This window comes from Anaerococcus sp. Marseille-Q5996 (genome assembly GCF_946893725.1).
GTDB classification, from domain to species: Bacteria; Bacillota; Clostridia; order Tissierellales; family Peptoniphilaceae; genus Anaerococcus; species Anaerococcus martiniensis.
In genome coordinates this window covers 50,151-66,489 of sequence record NZ_CAMPPE010000001.1, presented here as the reverse complement: position 1 = coordinate 66,489, position 16,339 = coordinate 50,151, and the positions used below count along the sequence as shown (strand labels likewise).

General features: G+C 34.7%; 19 protein-coding genes. 15 read left to right on the top strand and 4 right to left on the bottom strand.

The features are described from left to right. The first annotated feature begins 8 nt into the window (after nt 1–8). From OC526_RS00305 to OC526_RS00275, 7 genes are all read left to right on the top strand, one after another. Complete coding sequence (locus OC526_RS00305) at nt 9–1,988, top strand: ABC transporter permease subunit (RefSeq protein ID WP_262121117.1); 1,980 nt, start codon at nt 9–11, stop codon at nt 1,986–1,988. 9 nt (nt 1,989–1,997) lie between these two features. Continuing rightward, nucleotides 1,998–2,999 (top strand): ABC transporter ATP-binding protein, encoded by a 1,002-nt coding sequence (locus tag OC526_RS00300; RefSeq protein ID WP_262121115.1) that lies wholly within the window; start codon nt 1,998–2,000, stop codon nt 2,997–2,999. After that, a complete protein-coding gene (locus OC526_RS00295) occupies nt 2,986–4,605 on the top strand; it encodes an ABC transporter ATP-binding protein (protein ID WP_262121113.1) in 1,620 nt (539 codons plus the stop codon). The genes OC526_RS00300 and OC526_RS00295 overlap by 14 nt, the downstream gene beginning before the upstream one ends. Beyond that, nucleotides 4,602–4,790, top strand: coding sequence for a hypothetical protein (locus tag OC526_RS00290; RefSeq protein WP_262121110.1), 189 nt, complete (start codon nt 4,602–4,604; stop codon nt 4,788–4,790). Before OC526_RS00295 ends, OC526_RS00290 begins: the two co-directional genes overlap by 4 nt. A 272-nt stretch (nt 4,791–5,062) precedes the next feature. Further along, nucleotides 5,063–5,365, top strand: a complete 303-nt coding sequence (locus OC526_RS00285) for a hypothetical protein (RefSeq protein ID WP_262121107.1) — start codon at nt 5,063–5,065, stop codon at nt 5,363–5,365. Nucleotides 5,366–5,505: 140 nt separating this feature from the next. Further along, nucleotides 5,506–6,267, top strand: a complete 762-nt coding sequence (locus tag OC526_RS00280) for an AIM24 family protein (protein ID WP_262121105.1) — start codon at nt 5,506–5,508, stop codon at nt 6,265–6,267. A gap of 40 nt (nt 6,268–6,307) precedes the next feature. Beyond that, entirely contained in the window at nt 6,308–6,520 is a 213-nt protein-coding gene (locus OC526_RS00275) for a hypothetical protein (protein ID WP_262121103.1), read from the top strand. A gap of 41 nt (nt 6,521–6,561) precedes the next feature. On the opposite strand, the gene OC526_RS00270 is transcribed toward OC526_RS00275, so the two are convergent. Genes OC526_RS00270 through OC526_RS00260 form a run of 3 tightly spaced genes read right to left on the bottom strand, consistent with a single transcriptional unit; the run spans nt 6,562 to nt 8,997 of the window. Continuing rightward, entirely contained in the window at nt 6,562–7,017 is a 456-nt protein-coding gene (locus OC526_RS00270; protein WP_262121102.1) for a hypothetical protein, read from the bottom strand. Continuing rightward, nucleotides 6,998–7,807: a DUF3100 domain-containing protein gene (locus OC526_RS00265; RefSeq protein ID WP_262121100.1), complete on the bottom strand. Its 810-nt coding sequence runs from the start codon at nt 7,805–7,807 to the stop codon at nt 6,998–7,000. Before OC526_RS00265 ends, OC526_RS00270 begins: the two co-directional genes overlap by 20 nt. Nucleotides 7,808–7,818: 11 nt before the next feature. Continuing rightward, nucleotides 7,819–8,997 (bottom strand): M20 family metallopeptidase, encoded by a 1,179-nt coding sequence (locus OC526_RS00260; RefSeq protein ID WP_262121098.1) that lies wholly within the window; start codon nt 8,995–8,997, stop codon nt 7,819–7,821. A gap of 206 nt (nt 8,998–9,203) precedes the next feature. On the opposite strand from OC526_RS00260, the gene OC526_RS00255 reads away from it, so the two are divergent. Then, complete coding sequence (locus OC526_RS00255; protein ID WP_262121096.1) at nt 9,204–9,464, top strand: glutathione S-transferase N-terminal domain-containing protein; 261 nt, start codon at nt 9,204–9,206, stop codon at nt 9,462–9,464. 330 nt (nt 9,465–9,794) lie between these two features. Beyond that, nucleotides 9,795–10,088: a hypothetical protein gene (locus OC526_RS00250; protein WP_262121093.1), complete on the top strand. Its 294-nt coding sequence runs from the start codon at nt 9,795–9,797 to the stop codon at nt 10,086–10,088. A gap of 37 nt (nt 10,089–10,125) precedes the next feature. Here the strand turns inward: OC526_RS00250 and OC526_RS00245 are convergent, their stop codons facing one another. Then, nucleotides 10,126–10,410 carry a YkvA family protein gene (locus OC526_RS00245; RefSeq protein ID WP_262121091.1) on the bottom strand — a complete coding sequence of 95 codons (285 nt, stop codon included), beginning with the start codon at nt 10,408–10,410 and terminating at the stop codon, nt 10,126–10,128. Nucleotides 10,411–10,550: 140 nt separating this feature from the next. Between OC526_RS00245 and OC526_RS00240 the strand changes: the two genes are divergently transcribed. The 6 genes from OC526_RS00240 to OC526_RS00215 all read left to right on the top strand — a co-directional run bounded on the left by OC526_RS00240 (nt 10,551) and on the right by OC526_RS00215 (nt 16,331). Next, complete coding sequence (locus OC526_RS00240; RefSeq protein WP_262121089.1) at nt 10,551–11,552, top strand: DUF4236 domain-containing protein; 1,002 nt, start codon at nt 10,551–10,553, stop codon at nt 11,550–11,552. A 191-nt stretch (nt 11,553–11,743) separates the two neighbouring features. Next, a complete protein-coding gene (locus OC526_RS00235) occupies nt 11,744–12,439 on the top strand; it encodes an N-acetylmannosamine-6-phosphate 2-epimerase (protein WP_262121086.1) in 696 nt (231 codons plus the stop codon). A 30-nt stretch (nt 12,440–12,469) separates the two neighbouring features. After that, nucleotides 12,470–13,390: a dihydrodipicolinate synthase family protein gene (locus tag OC526_RS00230; RefSeq protein WP_262121084.1), complete on the top strand. Its 921-nt coding sequence runs from the start codon at nt 12,470–12,472 to the stop codon at nt 13,388–13,390. A gap of 13 nt (nt 13,391–13,403) precedes the next feature. Further along, nucleotides 13,404–14,918, top strand: coding sequence for a sodium:solute symporter (locus OC526_RS00225; RefSeq protein ID WP_262121083.1), 1,515 nt, complete (start codon nt 13,404–13,406; stop codon nt 14,916–14,918). A 9-nt stretch (nt 14,919–14,927) separates the two neighbouring features. Then, the gene (locus OC526_RS00220) at nt 14,928–15,377 is read left to right on the top strand and encodes a YhcH/YjgK/YiaL family protein (protein ID WP_262121082.1); all 450 of its coding nucleotides are present in this window, start codon (nt 14,928–14,930) and stop codon (nt 15,375–15,377) included. Between the two features lie 63 nt (nt 15,378–15,440). Continuing rightward, nucleotides 15,441–16,331 (top strand): ROK family protein, encoded by an 891-nt coding sequence (locus tag OC526_RS00215; RefSeq protein WP_262121079.1) that lies wholly within the window; start codon nt 15,441–15,443, stop codon nt 16,329–16,331. The last annotated feature ends 8 nt before the right edge of the window (nt 16,332–16,339 follow it).

Genomic DNA, 16,339 nt, shown 5'->3' with positions numbered 1-16,339 from the left:
GTGAAATCATGAATAAAACTTTTAATAAATCATTAAAGTCTTATGGTAAATTCTTAAAATCATATTTGCGTGCTGGTTTTACCTTTGCTAGTGATATTCCAAATACTGAAAATGAGCTAAGAAATCCAGAAGATGAAAGACTAGATGAAGATATAAGAGAAAATCTTAACAATCCAAATTCAAATGTGGGAGCTGGACCTGATCCATCAAGCGAAAACAAGGATTTAAAAGAAGAAGCAATCCTTTCTCCAGGTAAGGTTGCAGTTAGAAACTTCTTTAGAAACCCACTTGGAGTTATTGGTTTAGTAATGTTTATTGCAATTATATTGCTAGTTTTTGTAGGAAGTGCAGTGCTTCCATTTAACCAATACTATTCTCAAGGTAACCTTACAAATGTTGCCCCAGGTGGAGCCTATATGAACTTTCCTAAAGAAATGGAAACTGAGGGTACAAAAAGAATTTCAATTGGTAATACCTTCGCAGTTGGACTTACAAATGAAGACAATGTTTATGTTTGGGGGTCTGATAATGAAGATAAGGTACTAACAGTTCCAGAAGATATAAAAAAATCTCTACAAGGCAAAAAAGTAACTGATGTTGCAGCAGGAGATAGACACGTTATCCTTGCAACCGATGATAATCAAATCTTAGGTTGGGGAAATAATTCCTTTGACCAAACAAAAATGCCTCCAATGCAAGAAAACCAAATCAAAACTGAGGGGGTAGAAAAAGTTGGAGCAGGTGTTCAATATTCAGTAGTACTTACAAAAGCAAAAAATCTTGTAGTCTGGGGATCAACCATGGCCAGCCGCCTAAATTTAATCCCATCTGATGTTCAAGGTAAGGTAGAAGATTTTGATACATCTCCAATCAATATGTTGGTTGCAAAAACTGACGGAACAATCCAACTTTTAGGTGTACTTGGTGCTGAAAACCAAACAACTATGCCAAAAGAACTTACAGATGGATCTGTCTTTGTAAAAAAAGTTGCCCTTACTAGCTCATCTGCAGCAGCCCTTGATGAAAATGGCAAACTTTATGTTTGGGGTCCAAGCAGGGCTGGTATTTCTGGAGACAATGTTCCAGAATTTGAAGCCCCAATTGTAGATATCCAAGGTGGGGATACAACATTTACTGCCTTAGATGAAAATGGCAAACTTTATACTTGGGGTAAGGACAATTATGGTGAATTAAATGCTCCAGAAGGAGAATTTGAACAAATATATGCCTCATACTTTAACCAATATGCAGTAGATAAAGAAGGAAATATCAAAACCTGGGGTCTAAATGGATTTAGATTTGGTTCTGATGATCAAGGTCGTGATATCTTTACAAGATTAATCCACGGTGGTCGTATGACTATGGTTATTTCCCTAATTTCAACTGTAATCCAAGTTGTACTTGGTGTAATAATTGGTATGATTGCAGGTTTTGCAGGTGGACGAGTGGATAATATTTTAATGAGGATTTCTGAAATTATTTCATCATTCCCATTTTATCCAATGCTTATCTCACTTTCTGCCTTATTGCCACCAGGAGCTAGCCAAACCCAAAGAATAACAATGGTTATGGTGCTTTTAGGTTTACTAGGCTGGACAGGACTAGCTCGTCTTGTGCGTGGACAAATCCTTGCAGAACGTGAACGTGATTACATTACAGCGGCCCGTGCCCTTGGTGTAAAAAATTCACAAATTATGATTAAGCATATCCTGCCAAATATCCTATCTATAGTAATTGTAAATGCTACCTTAGGTTATGCTGGCAACTTGCTAACAGAATCAGGTTTGTCATTCTTAGGTTTTGGTGTACAAGAGCCAACACCATCATGGGGTAATATGCTATCTGCTGCCCAAAGTTCAGAAGTATTAAATATTTACTGGTGGAGATGGGTCTTCCCAGCACTTGCAGTATTTTTAGTATCATTTTCTGTAAACTTAATGGGGGATGCAATTCGTGATGCAATTGACCCTAGAGCAAATGAGAGATAGAGGAAAAGAATGAGTTTATTAGAAATTAACAAGCTTCACACATATTTTTCCACAAGAAAAGGCCTTATCAAAGCTGTAAATGGAGTGTCATTTACAGTTGATGAGGGAAAAACTTTAGGACTTGTTGGTGAGTCTGGTTCTGGTAAAAGTCAAACTGCCATGAGTATTTTGCAATTATTTGAACCAAACCAAAAAATATATGATGGTGAAATAATATATAAGGGTGAGGATTTAGTAAAATATAACAGGAGCCAAATGGAAAATATCAGGGGAAATGAAATATCCATGATTTTCCAAGAGCCAATGAGCTCATTAAACCCTGTTTTTACAGTAGAAAGACAAATTTCAGAAGTCCTTATGCTTCATAGAAATATGAATAAAGAGCAAGCAGCAAAAAGAACTGAGGAACTATTAGCTTCTGTAAAAATCCCAAATCCACACATAGTAGCAAAACAATATCCATTTGAACTTTCAGGTGGGATGAACCAAAGGGTAATGATTGCTATGGCCCTAGCCTGCGAGCCAAAATTATTAATTGCAGACGAGCCAACAACTGCCCTTGATGTAACTATCCAAGCGCAAATTTTAAGATTGATGAATGATTTAAAACACAGACTTAATACATCAATCCTATTTATAACCCACGACCTTGGTGTTATCAACCAAATGGCAGATGAAGTAGCGGTAATGTACTCAGGACAAATTGTAGAACAGTCTCCAGTAGAATATATTTTCAAAAGAGATATTACAGACTACAACCATCCTTACACAGTAGCCCTACTAAATTCTATCCCATCAATTACAAGTGATAAAAATCAGAGACTAGACATAATTCCTGGATCTGTACCACACCCATTAAATCTACCAAAGGGTTGCAAATTTGCAGACAGATGTAAATTTGCCACAGAAAAATGCGTAAACCAAATGCCAGAACTAGTTGCAGTTAATGAAAATCAAAGAATCAGATGTCACTATCCAAATAGAAAGGAAAGAGAAGATGGAAAATACTAATGAAAAAAAGGTATTATTTAAGATAAGACACCTTAAAAAATATTTCCCTCTTAAGAAAAAAGGTCTATTCAACAGAGGACCTAGTTCCTATGTTCATGCCAATGAATCAATTTCTATTGACATCTATGAAGGTGAAACTTTAGGTCTAGTAGGAGAATCCGGATGTGGAAAATCTACTTTTGGTAGAACACTTTTACAAATTTATGACCAAACAGAGGGAACAACCCTTTATTACGGAAAAACTTTAGAAGATGTTGCACCAGCATACATGGGAACAATGATTAGCAATATCTCTAAACAATTCCCAACCTACAAAAATGCAAATGAAGAGCTAAATAACATCTATGCTGAGATTGAAAATGCAGCTAATGATCAAGCACGTGCAGCGGCCAATGAAAAAGCAATGTTCAAACGCCGCGAGATCGAAGAAAAATACTTAAATATGATAAGAATAGCTGGTGGGCTTTTAGTATCTGATGACCTAGATAAGGTCCAAAGCCTATTAAATGACTATTACACAAGTCTTCGTGAGCGTGCAAAAGTTATTGCTGATATAGATGTATTTGAGCAAAAACTTCAAATGAGATCAAGAGAATGGGACGAATATTACAATAAACGTGATAATGACCCAAGATATAAGGAATTAATTGCAAAAAGATCCGAATTATCAAAAGTAGTTGGTGAAAAACATAACAACATCGAAGCGTATAGAGACACCCTAAAAGACAAAGAGGGCTTTGAAGAGCTTGAAAGTCAAAAAGACAATGGTATCGACCTTTCAAAACTAAATGATGAAGAAATGCGTGAGATGAGAAAAGACCTACAAATGATTTTCCAAGACCCATATGGATCACTAGATACAAAGATGACAGTTGGAAATATCATCGGTGAAGGTGTCCTAGGCCATGATTTATTCAAATCAAGAAAAGATGAAGGATATAATGAATACATCCAAGAAACTATGGAAAAATGCGGACTTGCACCATATTTCTTGCACAGATATCCTCACCAATTCTCAGGTGGACAAAGACAAAGAATCGGTATTGCAAGAGCTCTAGCCCTAAAACCAAGTTTTATAGTTTGCGATGAGGCAGTATCTGCCCTTGACGTTTCAATCCAATCACAAATTATAAACCTACTTCAAGACTTAAAAGATCAAAACAATTTGACCTACCTATTTATAACCCACGACCTTTCAGTAGTAAAATATATATCTGACCGTATCGGGGTAATGTATCTAGGAGTTTTGGTAGAACTTGCAAACACAGAGCAAATTTTCGATAATCCAATGCATCCATATACTCAAGCGCTTTTACAAGCAATTCCTAGAACAGATGTGGACCAAGGCCAAGAACTGCAAACAATTGAGGGAGACATTCCTTCAGCAGTAAATCCTCCAAAAGGATGCCGTTTCCACACCAGATGCCAATATGCAATGGATATTTGTAAAACTTACCAACCACAACTAAAAGACTACGGCAATGGCCACTATGTAGCCTGCCACCTTATGGAAGTAAGTGAAGAAGAAAAACAAAAAGCCTTTGAAAAAAATCAAGCTTTGAGAAATAAAGAAGAACACGACCTAGAAGAAATGAGCGCTCTATGAGAAAACCCATAGATAGGTTTAGCGAAAAAAACGCAGATGAAATCTATGAAAAAGAAAACTTGTTAGATGAAAATAATCTTGAAAAAAATGACAAACTAGCAATGTTTTTAGCAGCAATAAGAGTATTTTTGCCAGGACTACTACTTGTAATAGGTCCACTTTTGCTGCTGGCTATACTTTTATAAGCTAGACGGGAATATCCCGTCTTTTTTTGTGCCACAAATTAGATACCTTAAATTTCAATAAATATTATAAATTTAAAAAACAAACGGGATATTTAGTTAATTAAACTAAATTTTATAAATTTTTTTGAAATATTTTACAAATAAGCTGATAATCAATACAATATATTGTATAATATATATGTAATCAGTTTCACATCATAATAAATATTTTTTAAAAAGGATAATATAGTATGAAAATAAAATAAGTATTTGCCCTTGCACTAGCAACTAGCTTGGTATTGCCAGGAGTTTCTGCATTTGCAGATGACAATGACGACCTAGATGACAGATATGAAGCATACGAATTCGACGATGACGACGATGACGACGATGATGACAGAAAAAGAAGAACTGTTAGATTTAAGCCTGAGCAAAGGATTCGCCTAAGAGCTGCTATCGAAAATTGTAAAAAACAACTAGATTTTGCAGATAGAGTAGTTAGAGCTAATAAAAATAATCCAAGAGCAAAAAAGTTAGCAAAATTAGTAGAGAATCAAAGAATAATCATCAGAAAACTTGAAAGACTTGTTGGATAATTAGAAAATAAGATTAAGTATAAATATTTTAACGGAATCTGCTTAAATTTTAAAGTAGATTCCGTTTTTTAGTATAAAAGTTAAATTTTCTTAAATTTGTAATATAATTAATTATAGAATTATATAAAAGGGAGACAGATGTGTTTAGGATTAATAATTTTTTGGACAATGATGACATAATGATAACTGACCAGCAAGGGGCCTTTAGGGTAGCAGAATACAAAAGAGATTTGTCAGTAACTAAGGAAACTGCCCAAAAAGAATATTTTGCAGCTCAAATGGGAGTTAGGCTAAAGCAATTAATTTGTGATTTACAGGTAAATCCAGTAACTCTTCAACAAGGGTCTATGCAATGGATGGTTGGTGATGTAAATGCTGGTACAGGCATCAAGGGTGTGGGAGATTTCTTTAGCAAGAGCCTAAGATCATCTGCAACCAACGAATCAGCCATAAAACCAGAATACCACGGCTTAGGAATGGTAGTTTTAGAACCAACTTACAAATACATAGTCCTACTTGATGTTAAAAACTGGAATGGTGGATTGGTTTTAGAAGATGGATATTTCCTAGCCTGCGAATCATCCCTAGACCACAAGACAGTAGCCAGATCTTCAATTTCATCAGCAGTTGCCGGTGGAGAAGGATTGTTTAACCTAGGTTTATTTGGTAATGGAGTAGTAGCTTTAGAATCTCCGGTCGCAAGAAATGAGCTAATCGAAGTAGAATTAGAAGATGATGAGCTAAGAATAGACGGGTCTTTTGCAGTAGCCTGGTCTTCTTCACTAAAATTTACAGTAGAGCGAACAACAAGGTCACTAATAGGATCTGCTGCCAGTGGAGAAGGCTTTGTAAATGTTTATCGCGGCTCAGGAAAAGTTTTAATGGCTCCTGTGGATTTATAACTTATTTTTGGGTATCTATATTGCAGCAAAGGAGTATGATATGGATTTAAAAATAAAAGATATATGGAATAAAAATGGGCATTTGGCAATAGATCATTGGGGAGCTTTAAAAAGTGAGCCCTTAGATGCCGACCTTACAAGTGTAGAAAATTTTAAAGAATTTCTAATCGGCCAATACGGTTGGGATGAGAAAACTGCAGAAGAAGAATTAAAGTGGTTTTCTGATTTTTCTAGGACCTTTGAAAGTGAATAAATAAAAAATCGCTAAGGATAAAAACTTAGCGATTTTTATTTTTAGTTAAATATACCCATAAAGAAGTCACCTAGGAGGGCTGAGATTAAGAATGTTCCTATGATTACAAAAATAGAAACTATAACTCCCTTTACCCCAACTGACTTAAATGCTCCCCAGTCCTTACCGATTATAACACCCGCATAGGCTAGGATTGGTGTAATAATTGCGTTGATATTTAGATTATCCACACTTGTTATTACAAAATCAGATATTGGTGATATTGGGCTTGAAATAAGGATTGCAATAATTGAAATCCAAAGCACTGCCGATACTTTTTTAAGAGGTACTACATATGATAAAAAATATCCTACTAGGGTAATTGCAGATAAAACCAAGATACCAGGCAGAGAATTGCCCAGGCTCTCATAGCCAATCATATTTGCAACAGTACAAGCAATTATTGTAAAAAATAGGGCTATAAGTATGGATGGAAAATCAGTTTTGAACTTTTGCACCTTTTCCTCCTCTTAGCTTATCAAGTCTCTTGTATAAAAATTCTGTAATTGGCAGCCCTAAAAATATACCAAGTGGCAGGGCAATTACACTGGAAATTAGGTTTGAAAGCCCAGCAAAGGCTGTTATTTCTGCCTCAAATTGTGGATAATTTGCAATTAGTGCAGAAAGTCCCGCTGTCATCATAGAAGCAGATCCTGCTCCAGTTCCCATGGCTGCTGCCTGTGGGCTAACTATTCCTAGAGAAATTGTAATTGATGTTATGATACTTAAAATTATAGGTCCTAAAATTGTTCCTATAATATAAACTGCCATTACACCCCTAAATTCTGGAGATTGGGCTCCATAAGTGTCTTGGATAAGGCCTACGTTTGATTCCCTACTTAGGGCATGGCACATACCAATAGATTCTCTTTTTAGGCCAAGAAGCATGGCAATTGGCAGAGAAATAATAATTGTACCAAGGTTACCAAAGTTTTGTAAAACAAGGGCAAGGCCTGCTTCTTTGATAGCCTCAAGTTGGGATCCACTGGCAACTCCTAGTTTTGCAATAAGGATTGCAAGCATGATACTCATCATGGAGTTTGCAGCTGGAGCTTCTTTTTCTGTTAAAGTTTTAATTGGTGACATATAAACGGCAAATGATAGAACCATTGCCCAAATCAGGGGAGAAAATACTATTGTTATTCCTCCGACATTTAAGTTTTTTGGACCGATTAGGATGCTTATTATAGCCAAAATCAGGACTGTAATATGCATGCCTAAGTCATCTTTTATTTTAAATTTGTGCATAAAATCTCTTTCTATTTTAAAATTTCAAAGGCAGATGCAATAAATGTAGCAACTCCCTTGTAGAATAGGGACTCATCAAGGTTAAATTTGGAGTTGTGGTTTGGATAGCAAACTCCATCTGAGTGTTCTGTTAGGTTTGATAAAAACATAAAGCAGCCTGGTACTTCTTGCTGGTAAAAGGCCATGTCTTCTCCACCCATAACTGGTTTTCTAAGTTCAAACACATCTTCTGGCATTAAGTCGCTTACAATATTTCTAATTTGACCGGTAAATTCTGGGTCATTGTTAAGCACTGGGTAAAATCTTTCGTAATTTACATCAGCAGATCCACCATAAGTTTTTGCAATTCCATCACAGATTTCACCAATTCTTTTTTCAACCACATCCCTTACATCCTCATCAAGAGACCTTGCTGTTCCCATCATTTCTACCTTATCTGGGATTATATTTTGAGTAAAACCACCGTTGATTTTGCAAACTGAAACTAGGGCAGAATCGACTGGTGCTATCTCTCTGGAAATAATTTTTTGAAGTCCCATTAGGATTTCCCCAGAAATAACTATTGGGTCAATAGCAAGATGTGGGCTTGCTCCATGTCCACCTTTACCATTTACTTCTATAGTGAACTTATCCATGGCAGCCATCATTTCATTTTCCTTAAAGGCAATAGATCCGCGTGGGATTTCTGCTAGGTGGCCTCCATGCATACCGATTATGAAATCTACTTTTGGATTTTTCAAAACCCCTTCATCAATCATTGGTTTTGCACCACCTGGGATTTCCTCTCCTGGTTGGAAGATAAATTTTACAGATCCTTTTAATTTATCTTTGTTCTCATTTAAGATTTTTGCAGCAGTTAGGGCAATAGCTGTGTGGGAATCGTGGCCGCAAGCGTGCATCTTGCCTGGGTGGGTAGATGCAAATTCAAGTCCTGTTTCTTCATGAACTGGTAAAGCATCCATATCAGCTCTAATTGCAAGACATTTGCCAGGCTCACTTCCTTCAATAAGAGCAGAAAGACCATTGCCATTTACGTATTCCTTGTATTGGATGCCAAAATCATCCAATTTTGATTTTACATAGGCAACAGTTTTTGGTAATTCTAATTCCAATTCAGGAATTTTATGTAAGTCGCGTCTCATTTCTATACAAAGGTCTTCATTAGCCCTTGCAAGTTCTATGTAATCCATAATAACCTCCTTTAATTATAAAAAAAACTATAGTTAAATTATAGGTTTATTAACTTTATTGTCAAATAGTCTAATTGTACAAAATTTATGGAAAAATTTCTAAAAAATTATAAAAAATTAGGAAAACGATGTTTAGAATAAAATTTGCTGGGTATTATATTAATAAGAAAATATATTTTCAACTAGAAAGATAGGAGGATAGTCCAATGAAAAGTGAAGACTCACAGTTTGAACTCTACTTTAAGCCAGATTGTCCATTCTCTTTGAAGGTGTTAAATTTCTTTAGAGATAATGACATCGTCAAATACCCATCCTATAACATAGAAGATGCAACCTGCGGCGAGCAAAATGCTCGTAAATTAGAAGAAGTCGGAGGTAAGGTACAAGTACCATGTCTAGTTATAGATGGCAAAGCAATGTACGAATCTGACGATATAATTGAATACGCAAAAGAAAATCTTCTTTAATAAAAATATTAAATATTGAGATAAATATTAAGCTCCTCGCTTTGAAACTTTGAAAGAAAAAGTGAGTACCATCTCCAGTTTCAAAATTTGCTTTAAATACGAGTAGTTAAGGAAATTTACTTTTTAAATTAAACACTGAACCCAAGTTTTTAAGACTATTGGATAAGGATATTTTAAAATCGCAAACCCGAGTAACAGTCAAGACGATTTTAAAATATCTATTTGAAAATAGTTTTATCGCAAACTTGGGTTTTTTAGTTTGATTCTTCGGGTATAGATATAGTAAGTAAGTTATTTAGCAAAATTATAAAAGCAATAGGAGGTAAAGAATTGAAAGAAGTAAAAGTAAATAAAAAAAACATAACTTTTTTAAATGGACTAGGATATCTTTACATACCTACATTTATTTTTTTAATATCAGGATATATGATGAGAGGTTATAATCTGATATTTATAAGCTCGTTTTTTACAGTAGTCACCCTAGCTTATTTTTCCTCTTATTATATAGTAAATAAAAACTTTGATAAGATTAAAGGAGAAAGATTTATAGGGCTTGTAGTTCCTTTAATGTTTGTTATATCAGTAGTCCTAGCTATAATTTTAAATATACTAGTAAGTCTTTAAAATGAAAATAACCCAAGCCTTAGGCTTGGGTTATTTTTTAGTCCATTACTTCATAATTTACATCATCGATTATTTCGCTTTTTTCCTTATCCATTACATAGTCAGGAATCATTTTGTTTGCAATGGCAAATAAGATTGTCATTACAAGGGCATCATCAAACCATCCTAAAAATGGAATTGCATCTACTACAACATCTGCAGGCATGAATGCATAGGCAATTGCAACTGCTACTGCAATTTTTGCTGGGATTGGTGTATTTTTATTTTTTAAAGCATTAAAAAAAGCTGGAATTGATGTTCTAATTTTGTTAAATTTTGTCATTGAAACCCCTTTCTTAAAATAGGTTTTAATAAAATTTATTTACACTTATATTATACTTGAATATTTTAAATGTCAAGTTAAGGAATGTAAAACTTAATAAAAAATATTATCTTTGGTATAATACTTTTAAGGAGTATATTATGGGATTTAGATTTAGAAAAAGTATAAATCTTGGCAAGGGATTTAGGATAAATATGAGTAAGTCTGGGCCAGGATTTTCTTGGGGAAGCAAGGGATTTCGCATAACCCGCACTGCAAATGGAAATATCAGAGGATCTGCTTATATACCAGGAACAGGGATTGGTTATCAAAAAGATTTTGGAAACCCTCATAAAAAAATTACAGGCAAAAAAAATACAAATACAACCAGCAAAAGTAAAACACAAAGTGCAAATACAAGAACTTTTGACAATGATTTGGCTAGTATCCACTCAGATGATATGAAGGATGTGCTTGCTGCAAGTAATAAAAACCGCACCAACACCTATATTGCCATTGGATTGATTGCAATCGGCATACTTCTTGCAATTATCAATCCACTTTTTGTTATTATTTCTGTCCTAGGAGTGATTTTTTGGCTATATAACAAAAATAATCAGACTATTAGACTTGATTATGAGATGAGCGAGGATGCAAAAAAAGAATTAGAAGTTACAAATAATTTACTAGAAGGCATTATGGAATCAGATGCTGTTTGGTTAGTGACAGAGGCAGAAGATTTGCCAGAATCAAGCGGAGCGGACATGAAAATTATCTCCCGCGAAAATATTTCGTATTTTAAGGGTAATGATGAGATAGAAACAAATGCCGAAACCTTTACTCTGGATGCTGGGCCAATAAAATTAATTTTCTTGCCAGATTCAGTATTTATCAAAAAGGGATCAAAAATGTCAGCCTTATCCTTTAATGAGATGGAAATAGACTTAGGAAAAATGATATTTTTAGAAGATCAAAATCTTCCAGCAGATGCGACAGTACTTGGCAAAACATATGAGCATACCAATAAAGACGGCAGCCCTGATAAGCGTTATAAGGAAAATCCACAAATAAATCTTGTAGAATATGGGTATTTGTCCCTTAAAAAAGCACCGGGATTTGATATTTTTATAGTATTTTCAGATACAGTTTTAGATGGAGAATAAATTAACAGTAGCTTAGCTGCTGTTTTTTATTTCTATTTTTATAAAAATTCTGAATATACTTTCAATAAAAACTAAGGAAAACGGGAAAATGTTATCATATTTTTTGATTATTGAAAGTAATTTCTATTTAACACTAATATATTGAAAATAAATTCAGATTGGTATATAGTTTTCATAAATAGGAGGGCAAAATGACTGAAAGTAAAATCCAAAGCCTTAAGGGAAATTTGATAGTATCCTGCCAAGCCTTGGCAGACGAACCCCTTCATTCTTCTTTTATTATGGGGAGAATGGCAAAAGCGGCAAAACAAGGCGGAGCTAGCGGAATTAGGGCCAATACCCCAGATGATATAAAAGTAATCCAAAATCAAGTAGACTTACCAATTATAGGCATCATAAAAAAAGATTATGATGACTCAAAAGTTTACATAACTCCAACCATGGATGAGATTGATCAGCTTGTTGCAACAGGAGTTGAAATTATCGCCCTAGATGCAACAGAGGATTTAAGACCAAATGGCAAAAATATCGACGATTTTTATAAAGAAATCAAAGAAAAATACCCAGACCAATTGCTAATGGCAGATTGCTCCACAATAGCAGAGGCCATTCATGCGGATGAATTGGGATTTGATTTTGTAGGCACAACCTTAGTTGGTTACACTGACCAATCAAAGGGCCATAAAATCGAGGCAAATGACTTTGAAATTTTAAGGAAAATTATAAAAAATGTCAAAGCAATGGTCATTGCCGAAGGAAATATAAATACCCCAGAAAAGGCAAAAAGAGTTATAGTACTAGGTGCTTATAGCGTCGTAGTTGGGTCAATCATTACTAGACCCCAAGTGATAACCAAAAATTTTGTTGACAAATTAGCAGAAAAATAAAGTTTTTTTAAACAGGAGGAAAACGTAATTATGAGAAACTTAGAAAAATACAAGGGTGTTATCCCAGCATTTTATGCTTGCTATGATGATGAGGGAAAGATTAGCCCAGAAAGAGTAAGAGAACTTACCAAATACTTTATAGAAAAAGGTGTAAAGGGAGTTTATGTAAATGGCTCTTCTGGGGAGTGCATCTACCAAAGTGTTGAAGATAAGAAAATCGTTTTAGAAAATGTAATGAAAGAAGCAAAAGGAAAATTAACAGTAATTGCCCATGTTGCTTGCAATAATACAAAAGATTCTAAAGAGCTTGCTGCCCATGCAGAAAGTCTAGGAGTAGATGCAATTGCAGCCATTCCTCCAATTTATTTTAGACTGCCAGAATATGCCATTGCAGAATATTGGAATGATATTTCAGATGCTGCCCCAAATACAGATTTTGTAATCTACAATATCCCACAGCTTGCTGGAGTAGCTCTAACACCAAGTTTATTTGCTGAAATGAGAAAAAATCCTCGTGTAATCGGTGTAAAAAACTCATCTATGCCTGTCCAAGACATCCAAATCTTTAAGCAAGATGCAGGGGAAGATTATATAATTTTTAACGGTCCAGATGAACAATTTATCTCAGGACGTCTAATCGGAGCTGAAGCAGGTATCGGTGGAACTTATGGAGTGATGCCAGAATTATTCTTAAAAATGGATGAGCATTTTAAAAATAGAAATTTAGAGTTAGCTCATAAAATCCAATATGACATAAATGCAATAATTTATAAAATGGTATCAGGCCATGGCAATATGTATGCGGTTATCAAAGCTATTTTAAAAGAAAATGAAAACTTAGACCTAGGATCTGTTAGAAAACCTCTACCAGCCTTAGTAGAAGAAGATGAAAAAATAGTAAAAGAAGCAGCATCTATGATAAGAGATGCAAAAGAAAAATATCTTGGCTAAGTAGGAGAAAAGTATGCAGGGTTTTACGACAATTGACTTAATAATACTTATAGTTTACCTAGGAGCGGTGCTTTTTGCAGGGCTTAGATTTTCTAAAAAGAAAATGGAGGGTAAGGAATATTTTAGGGGCGATGGATCCATTCCTTGGTGGGTAACATCAGTATCTATTTTTGCTACCCTACTTAGCCCTATTTCCTTTTTATCACTTGCAGGAAACTCCTATGCGGGCACATGGATTATGTGGTTTGCCCAATTGGGAATGCTAATTGCCATACCATTTACCATAAAATACTTTTTGCCAATTTATGCAAAATTAGATATAGATACAGCATACCAATATCTAGAAATAAGATACAAATCCAAGGGACTTAGAGTCCTTGGGGCAATTATGTTTATCATCTATCAAATTGGTAGGATGTCTATAATTATGTATCTGCCATGTATGGTTTTATCTAGCCTTATGGGCATAAATGTAGATATTTTAATCGTAATCATGGGTGTTATAGCAATAATTTATTCCTATACAGGTGGATTAAAATCTGTATTATGGACAGATTTCATCCAAGGATCTGTTTTACTAATTGGTGTTACTTTTGGTTTAATATACCTAATTAGCAATATCAATGGTGGTTTGGGAGCCATCAACCACGAGCTATTTACAAACCACAAGTTTTTAGCAGTAGACCAGCCAATTTTTGATGCAAATATACTTAGAGATAGTGTATTTTTATTAATTGTTGGGGCTGGTATAAATACAATTGGTTCCTATGTTTCAAGCCAGGATATTGTACAAAGATTTACTACAACAAATGATTCAAAACAACTAAGAAAAATGATGATTGGTAATGGTTGCTTATCAATATTTATTGCTACTGTGTTTTACCTAATAGGTACAGGACTTTATGTATTTTACCAAGTGCAAGGCAATCCACTACCACCAAATGCCCAACAAGACCAAATATTTGCTTCATGGATAGCCTATGAATTGCCCGTTGGTGTAACAGGTATCTTGCTTGCAGCAATATATGCAGCAGCCCAATCCACCCTTTCAACAGGACTAAACTCAGTTGCTTCAAGCTGGGCTTTAGATATCCAGTCCACCCTAAATAAAAAAGAAATGACTTTTGAAAAACAAACTAAAATTGGCCAAAGAGTTTCATTAATAGTTGGGGTTTTTGCAATAATTGTATCCATAATGTTAGCCCACGGTGGAGTAAAATCAGCCTACGAATGGTTTAATGGATTTATGGGACTAGTTTTAGGAATCCTAGTTGGTATCTTTATCCTAGGTGCCTTTACAAAAGTTGCCAACAAATTTGGAGCAAGCCTTGCCTTTGCCGTAGCAGCACTAGTTATGGTCTATATAAAATATTTTGTAGACCCAGCAAAAGTTTCCTTCTGGTCATACTCAATTATTTCTATTGGGGTATCACTTGTAGTTGGAGTAATTGGATCTATGATTTATAATAAGATAAAGGGAATTAAGGATATACCACCAATAAATTCCACAGTTTATAATCAAGATTAGGAGAAAAATATGATTTTTGGAAACATTACAAATTTAGAAGAATATGAATATTTAGAAGACAAAATCAAAGCTTGCTTTGACTATTACAAAGAAAATGATATGGAAAATATGGAGGCGGGCATCCACAAGATTAATGATGATGAATTTTTTGTAAATATAGTTGAATATGACACGACAACAGTAGAAAATAGATTTTGGGAAGCCCACAAAGAATATCTAGACCTTCACCTAATGCTTTTAGGAGAAGAAAGAATAGATTTAAACTTCTTAAAAGACATGGATCTTGGTGAATATGATGCAGAAAAAGATTTTCAAGCAGCTGAGGGAGAGAGAAACTCTTCGGTAGATCTAAAGGTGGGAGACTTTTTAGTTTGCTATCCAAATGATGTCCACATGACAGCCTTGCAAATAACTGATCCAGTATACACCAAAAAAGCAATATTTAAAATCAAAATTTAATTAAGAATTTAAGGCATAAGGCAAAATACTTATGCCTTTTTGTAAATAAAAGTAGGAGCAAGTATGAAAAAATATATCAGCATAGATATAGGTGGGACCTTTATAAAATACGGGATTATAGATGAAAATGGTCAAATTTTAGAAAAAAACGAATTAGCCACAGAAGCCAGCAAGGGTGGAGAACAAATTTTAGAAAAAGTTTTAAGAATTGTGAGCAACTATAAAGATAAAACTGAAGTAGAAGGTGTTGCTATATCAACAGCTGGCATGGTTGATACCAAAAATGGATCTATCCGCTACGCATCAGACCTTATCCCAGGCTATACCGGCATAAATTTTAAAAAGCCAATCAAAGAAAAATTTGATTTGCCATGCCATGTAGAAAATGATGTAAATTGTGCTGGCCTTGCCGAATACAAATCAGGTGCTGGAAAAAATAGTAAAATCGCCCTAATCCTTACAATTGGAACAGGTATAGGCGGTTGTGCAATAATAAATGGCGAACTTTACCATGGGGTCAATGGATCTGCTATGGAAATAGGTTACATGAATATGGAAAATAGCACATTTGAGACACTTGGTTCTGCAAAAATTTTGGTAGAAAAGGTCTCAAATTTAAAGGGAGATAGTCCAGAAAATTGGGATGGTAAAAAAATATTTGAACTAGCAAAAAATGGCGATGAAATCTGTATAAAAGCCATAGATGAAATGTGCGAAATCCTAGCAATTGGAATATCAAATATAGTTTATGTCCTAAATCCAGATACAGTTATCCTAGGTGGTGGCATCATGGCTCAAGAAGAATATTTATACGAAAAATTAGATAAAAACCTAGAAAAATACCTAGAAAAACCCCTTTACGATTGCCTTAGCCTAAAATTTGCCAAAAAGCAAAATGCAGCGGGAATGCTAGGTGCCTTTTATAATTTCCAAAATAAAGAGGCCAGAAACTAGGAATCTGC

Excerpts from the sequence above, each read along its gene's own strand:
- OC526_RS00215 (WP_262121079.1), top strand. The coding sequence starts at position 15,441 with ATGAAAAAATATATCAGCATAGATATAGGTGGGACCTTTATAAAATAC.
- OC526_RS00295 (WP_262121113.1), top strand. The coding sequence starts at position 2,986 with ATGGAAAATACTAATGAAAAAAAGGTATTATTTAAGATAAGACACCTT.
- OC526_RS00225 (WP_262121083.1), top strand. The coding sequence starts at position 13,404 with ATGCAGGGTTTTACGACAATTGACTTAATAATACTTATAGTTTACCTA.
- OC526_RS00240 (WP_262121089.1), top strand. The coding sequence starts at position 10,551 with ATGGGATTTAGATTTAGAAAAAGTATAAATCTTGGCAAGGGATTTAGG.
- OC526_RS00305 (WP_262121117.1), top strand. The coding sequence starts at position 9 with ATGAATAAAACTTTTAATAAATCATTAAAGTCTTATGGTAAATTCTTA.
- OC526_RS00275 (WP_262121103.1), top strand. The coding sequence starts at position 6,308 with ATGGATTTAAAAATAAAAGATATATGGAATAAAAATGGGCATTTGGCA.
- OC526_RS00255 (WP_262121096.1), top strand. The coding sequence starts at position 9,204 with ATGAAAAGTGAAGACTCACAGTTTGAACTCTACTTTAAGCCAGATTGT.
- OC526_RS00245 (WP_262121091.1), bottom strand. The coding sequence starts at position 10,410 with ATGACAAAATTTAACAAAATTAGAACATCAATTCCAGCTTTTTTTAAT.
- OC526_RS00290 (WP_262121110.1), top strand. The coding sequence starts at position 4,602 with ATGAGAAAACCCATAGATAGGTTTAGCGAAAAAAACGCAGATGAAATC.
- OC526_RS00265 (WP_262121100.1), bottom strand. The coding sequence starts at position 7,807 with ATGCACAAATTTAAAATAAAAGATGACTTAGGCATGCATATTACAGTC.
- OC526_RS00230 (WP_262121084.1), top strand. The coding sequence starts at position 12,470 with ATGAGAAACTTAGAAAAATACAAGGGTGTTATCCCAGCATTTTATGCT.
- OC526_RS00220 (WP_262121082.1), top strand. The coding sequence starts at position 14,928 with ATGATTTTTGGAAACATTACAAATTTAGAAGAATATGAATATTTAGAA.
- OC526_RS00260 (WP_262121098.1), bottom strand. The coding sequence starts at position 8,997 with ATGGATTACATAGAACTTGCAAGGGCTAATGAAGACCTTTGTATAGAA.
- OC526_RS00235 (WP_262121086.1), top strand. The coding sequence starts at position 11,744 with ATGACTGAAAGTAAAATCCAAAGCCTTAAGGGAAATTTGATAGTATCC.
- OC526_RS00300 (WP_262121115.1), top strand. The coding sequence starts at position 1,998 with ATGAGTTTATTAGAAATTAACAAGCTTCACACATATTTTTCCACAAGA.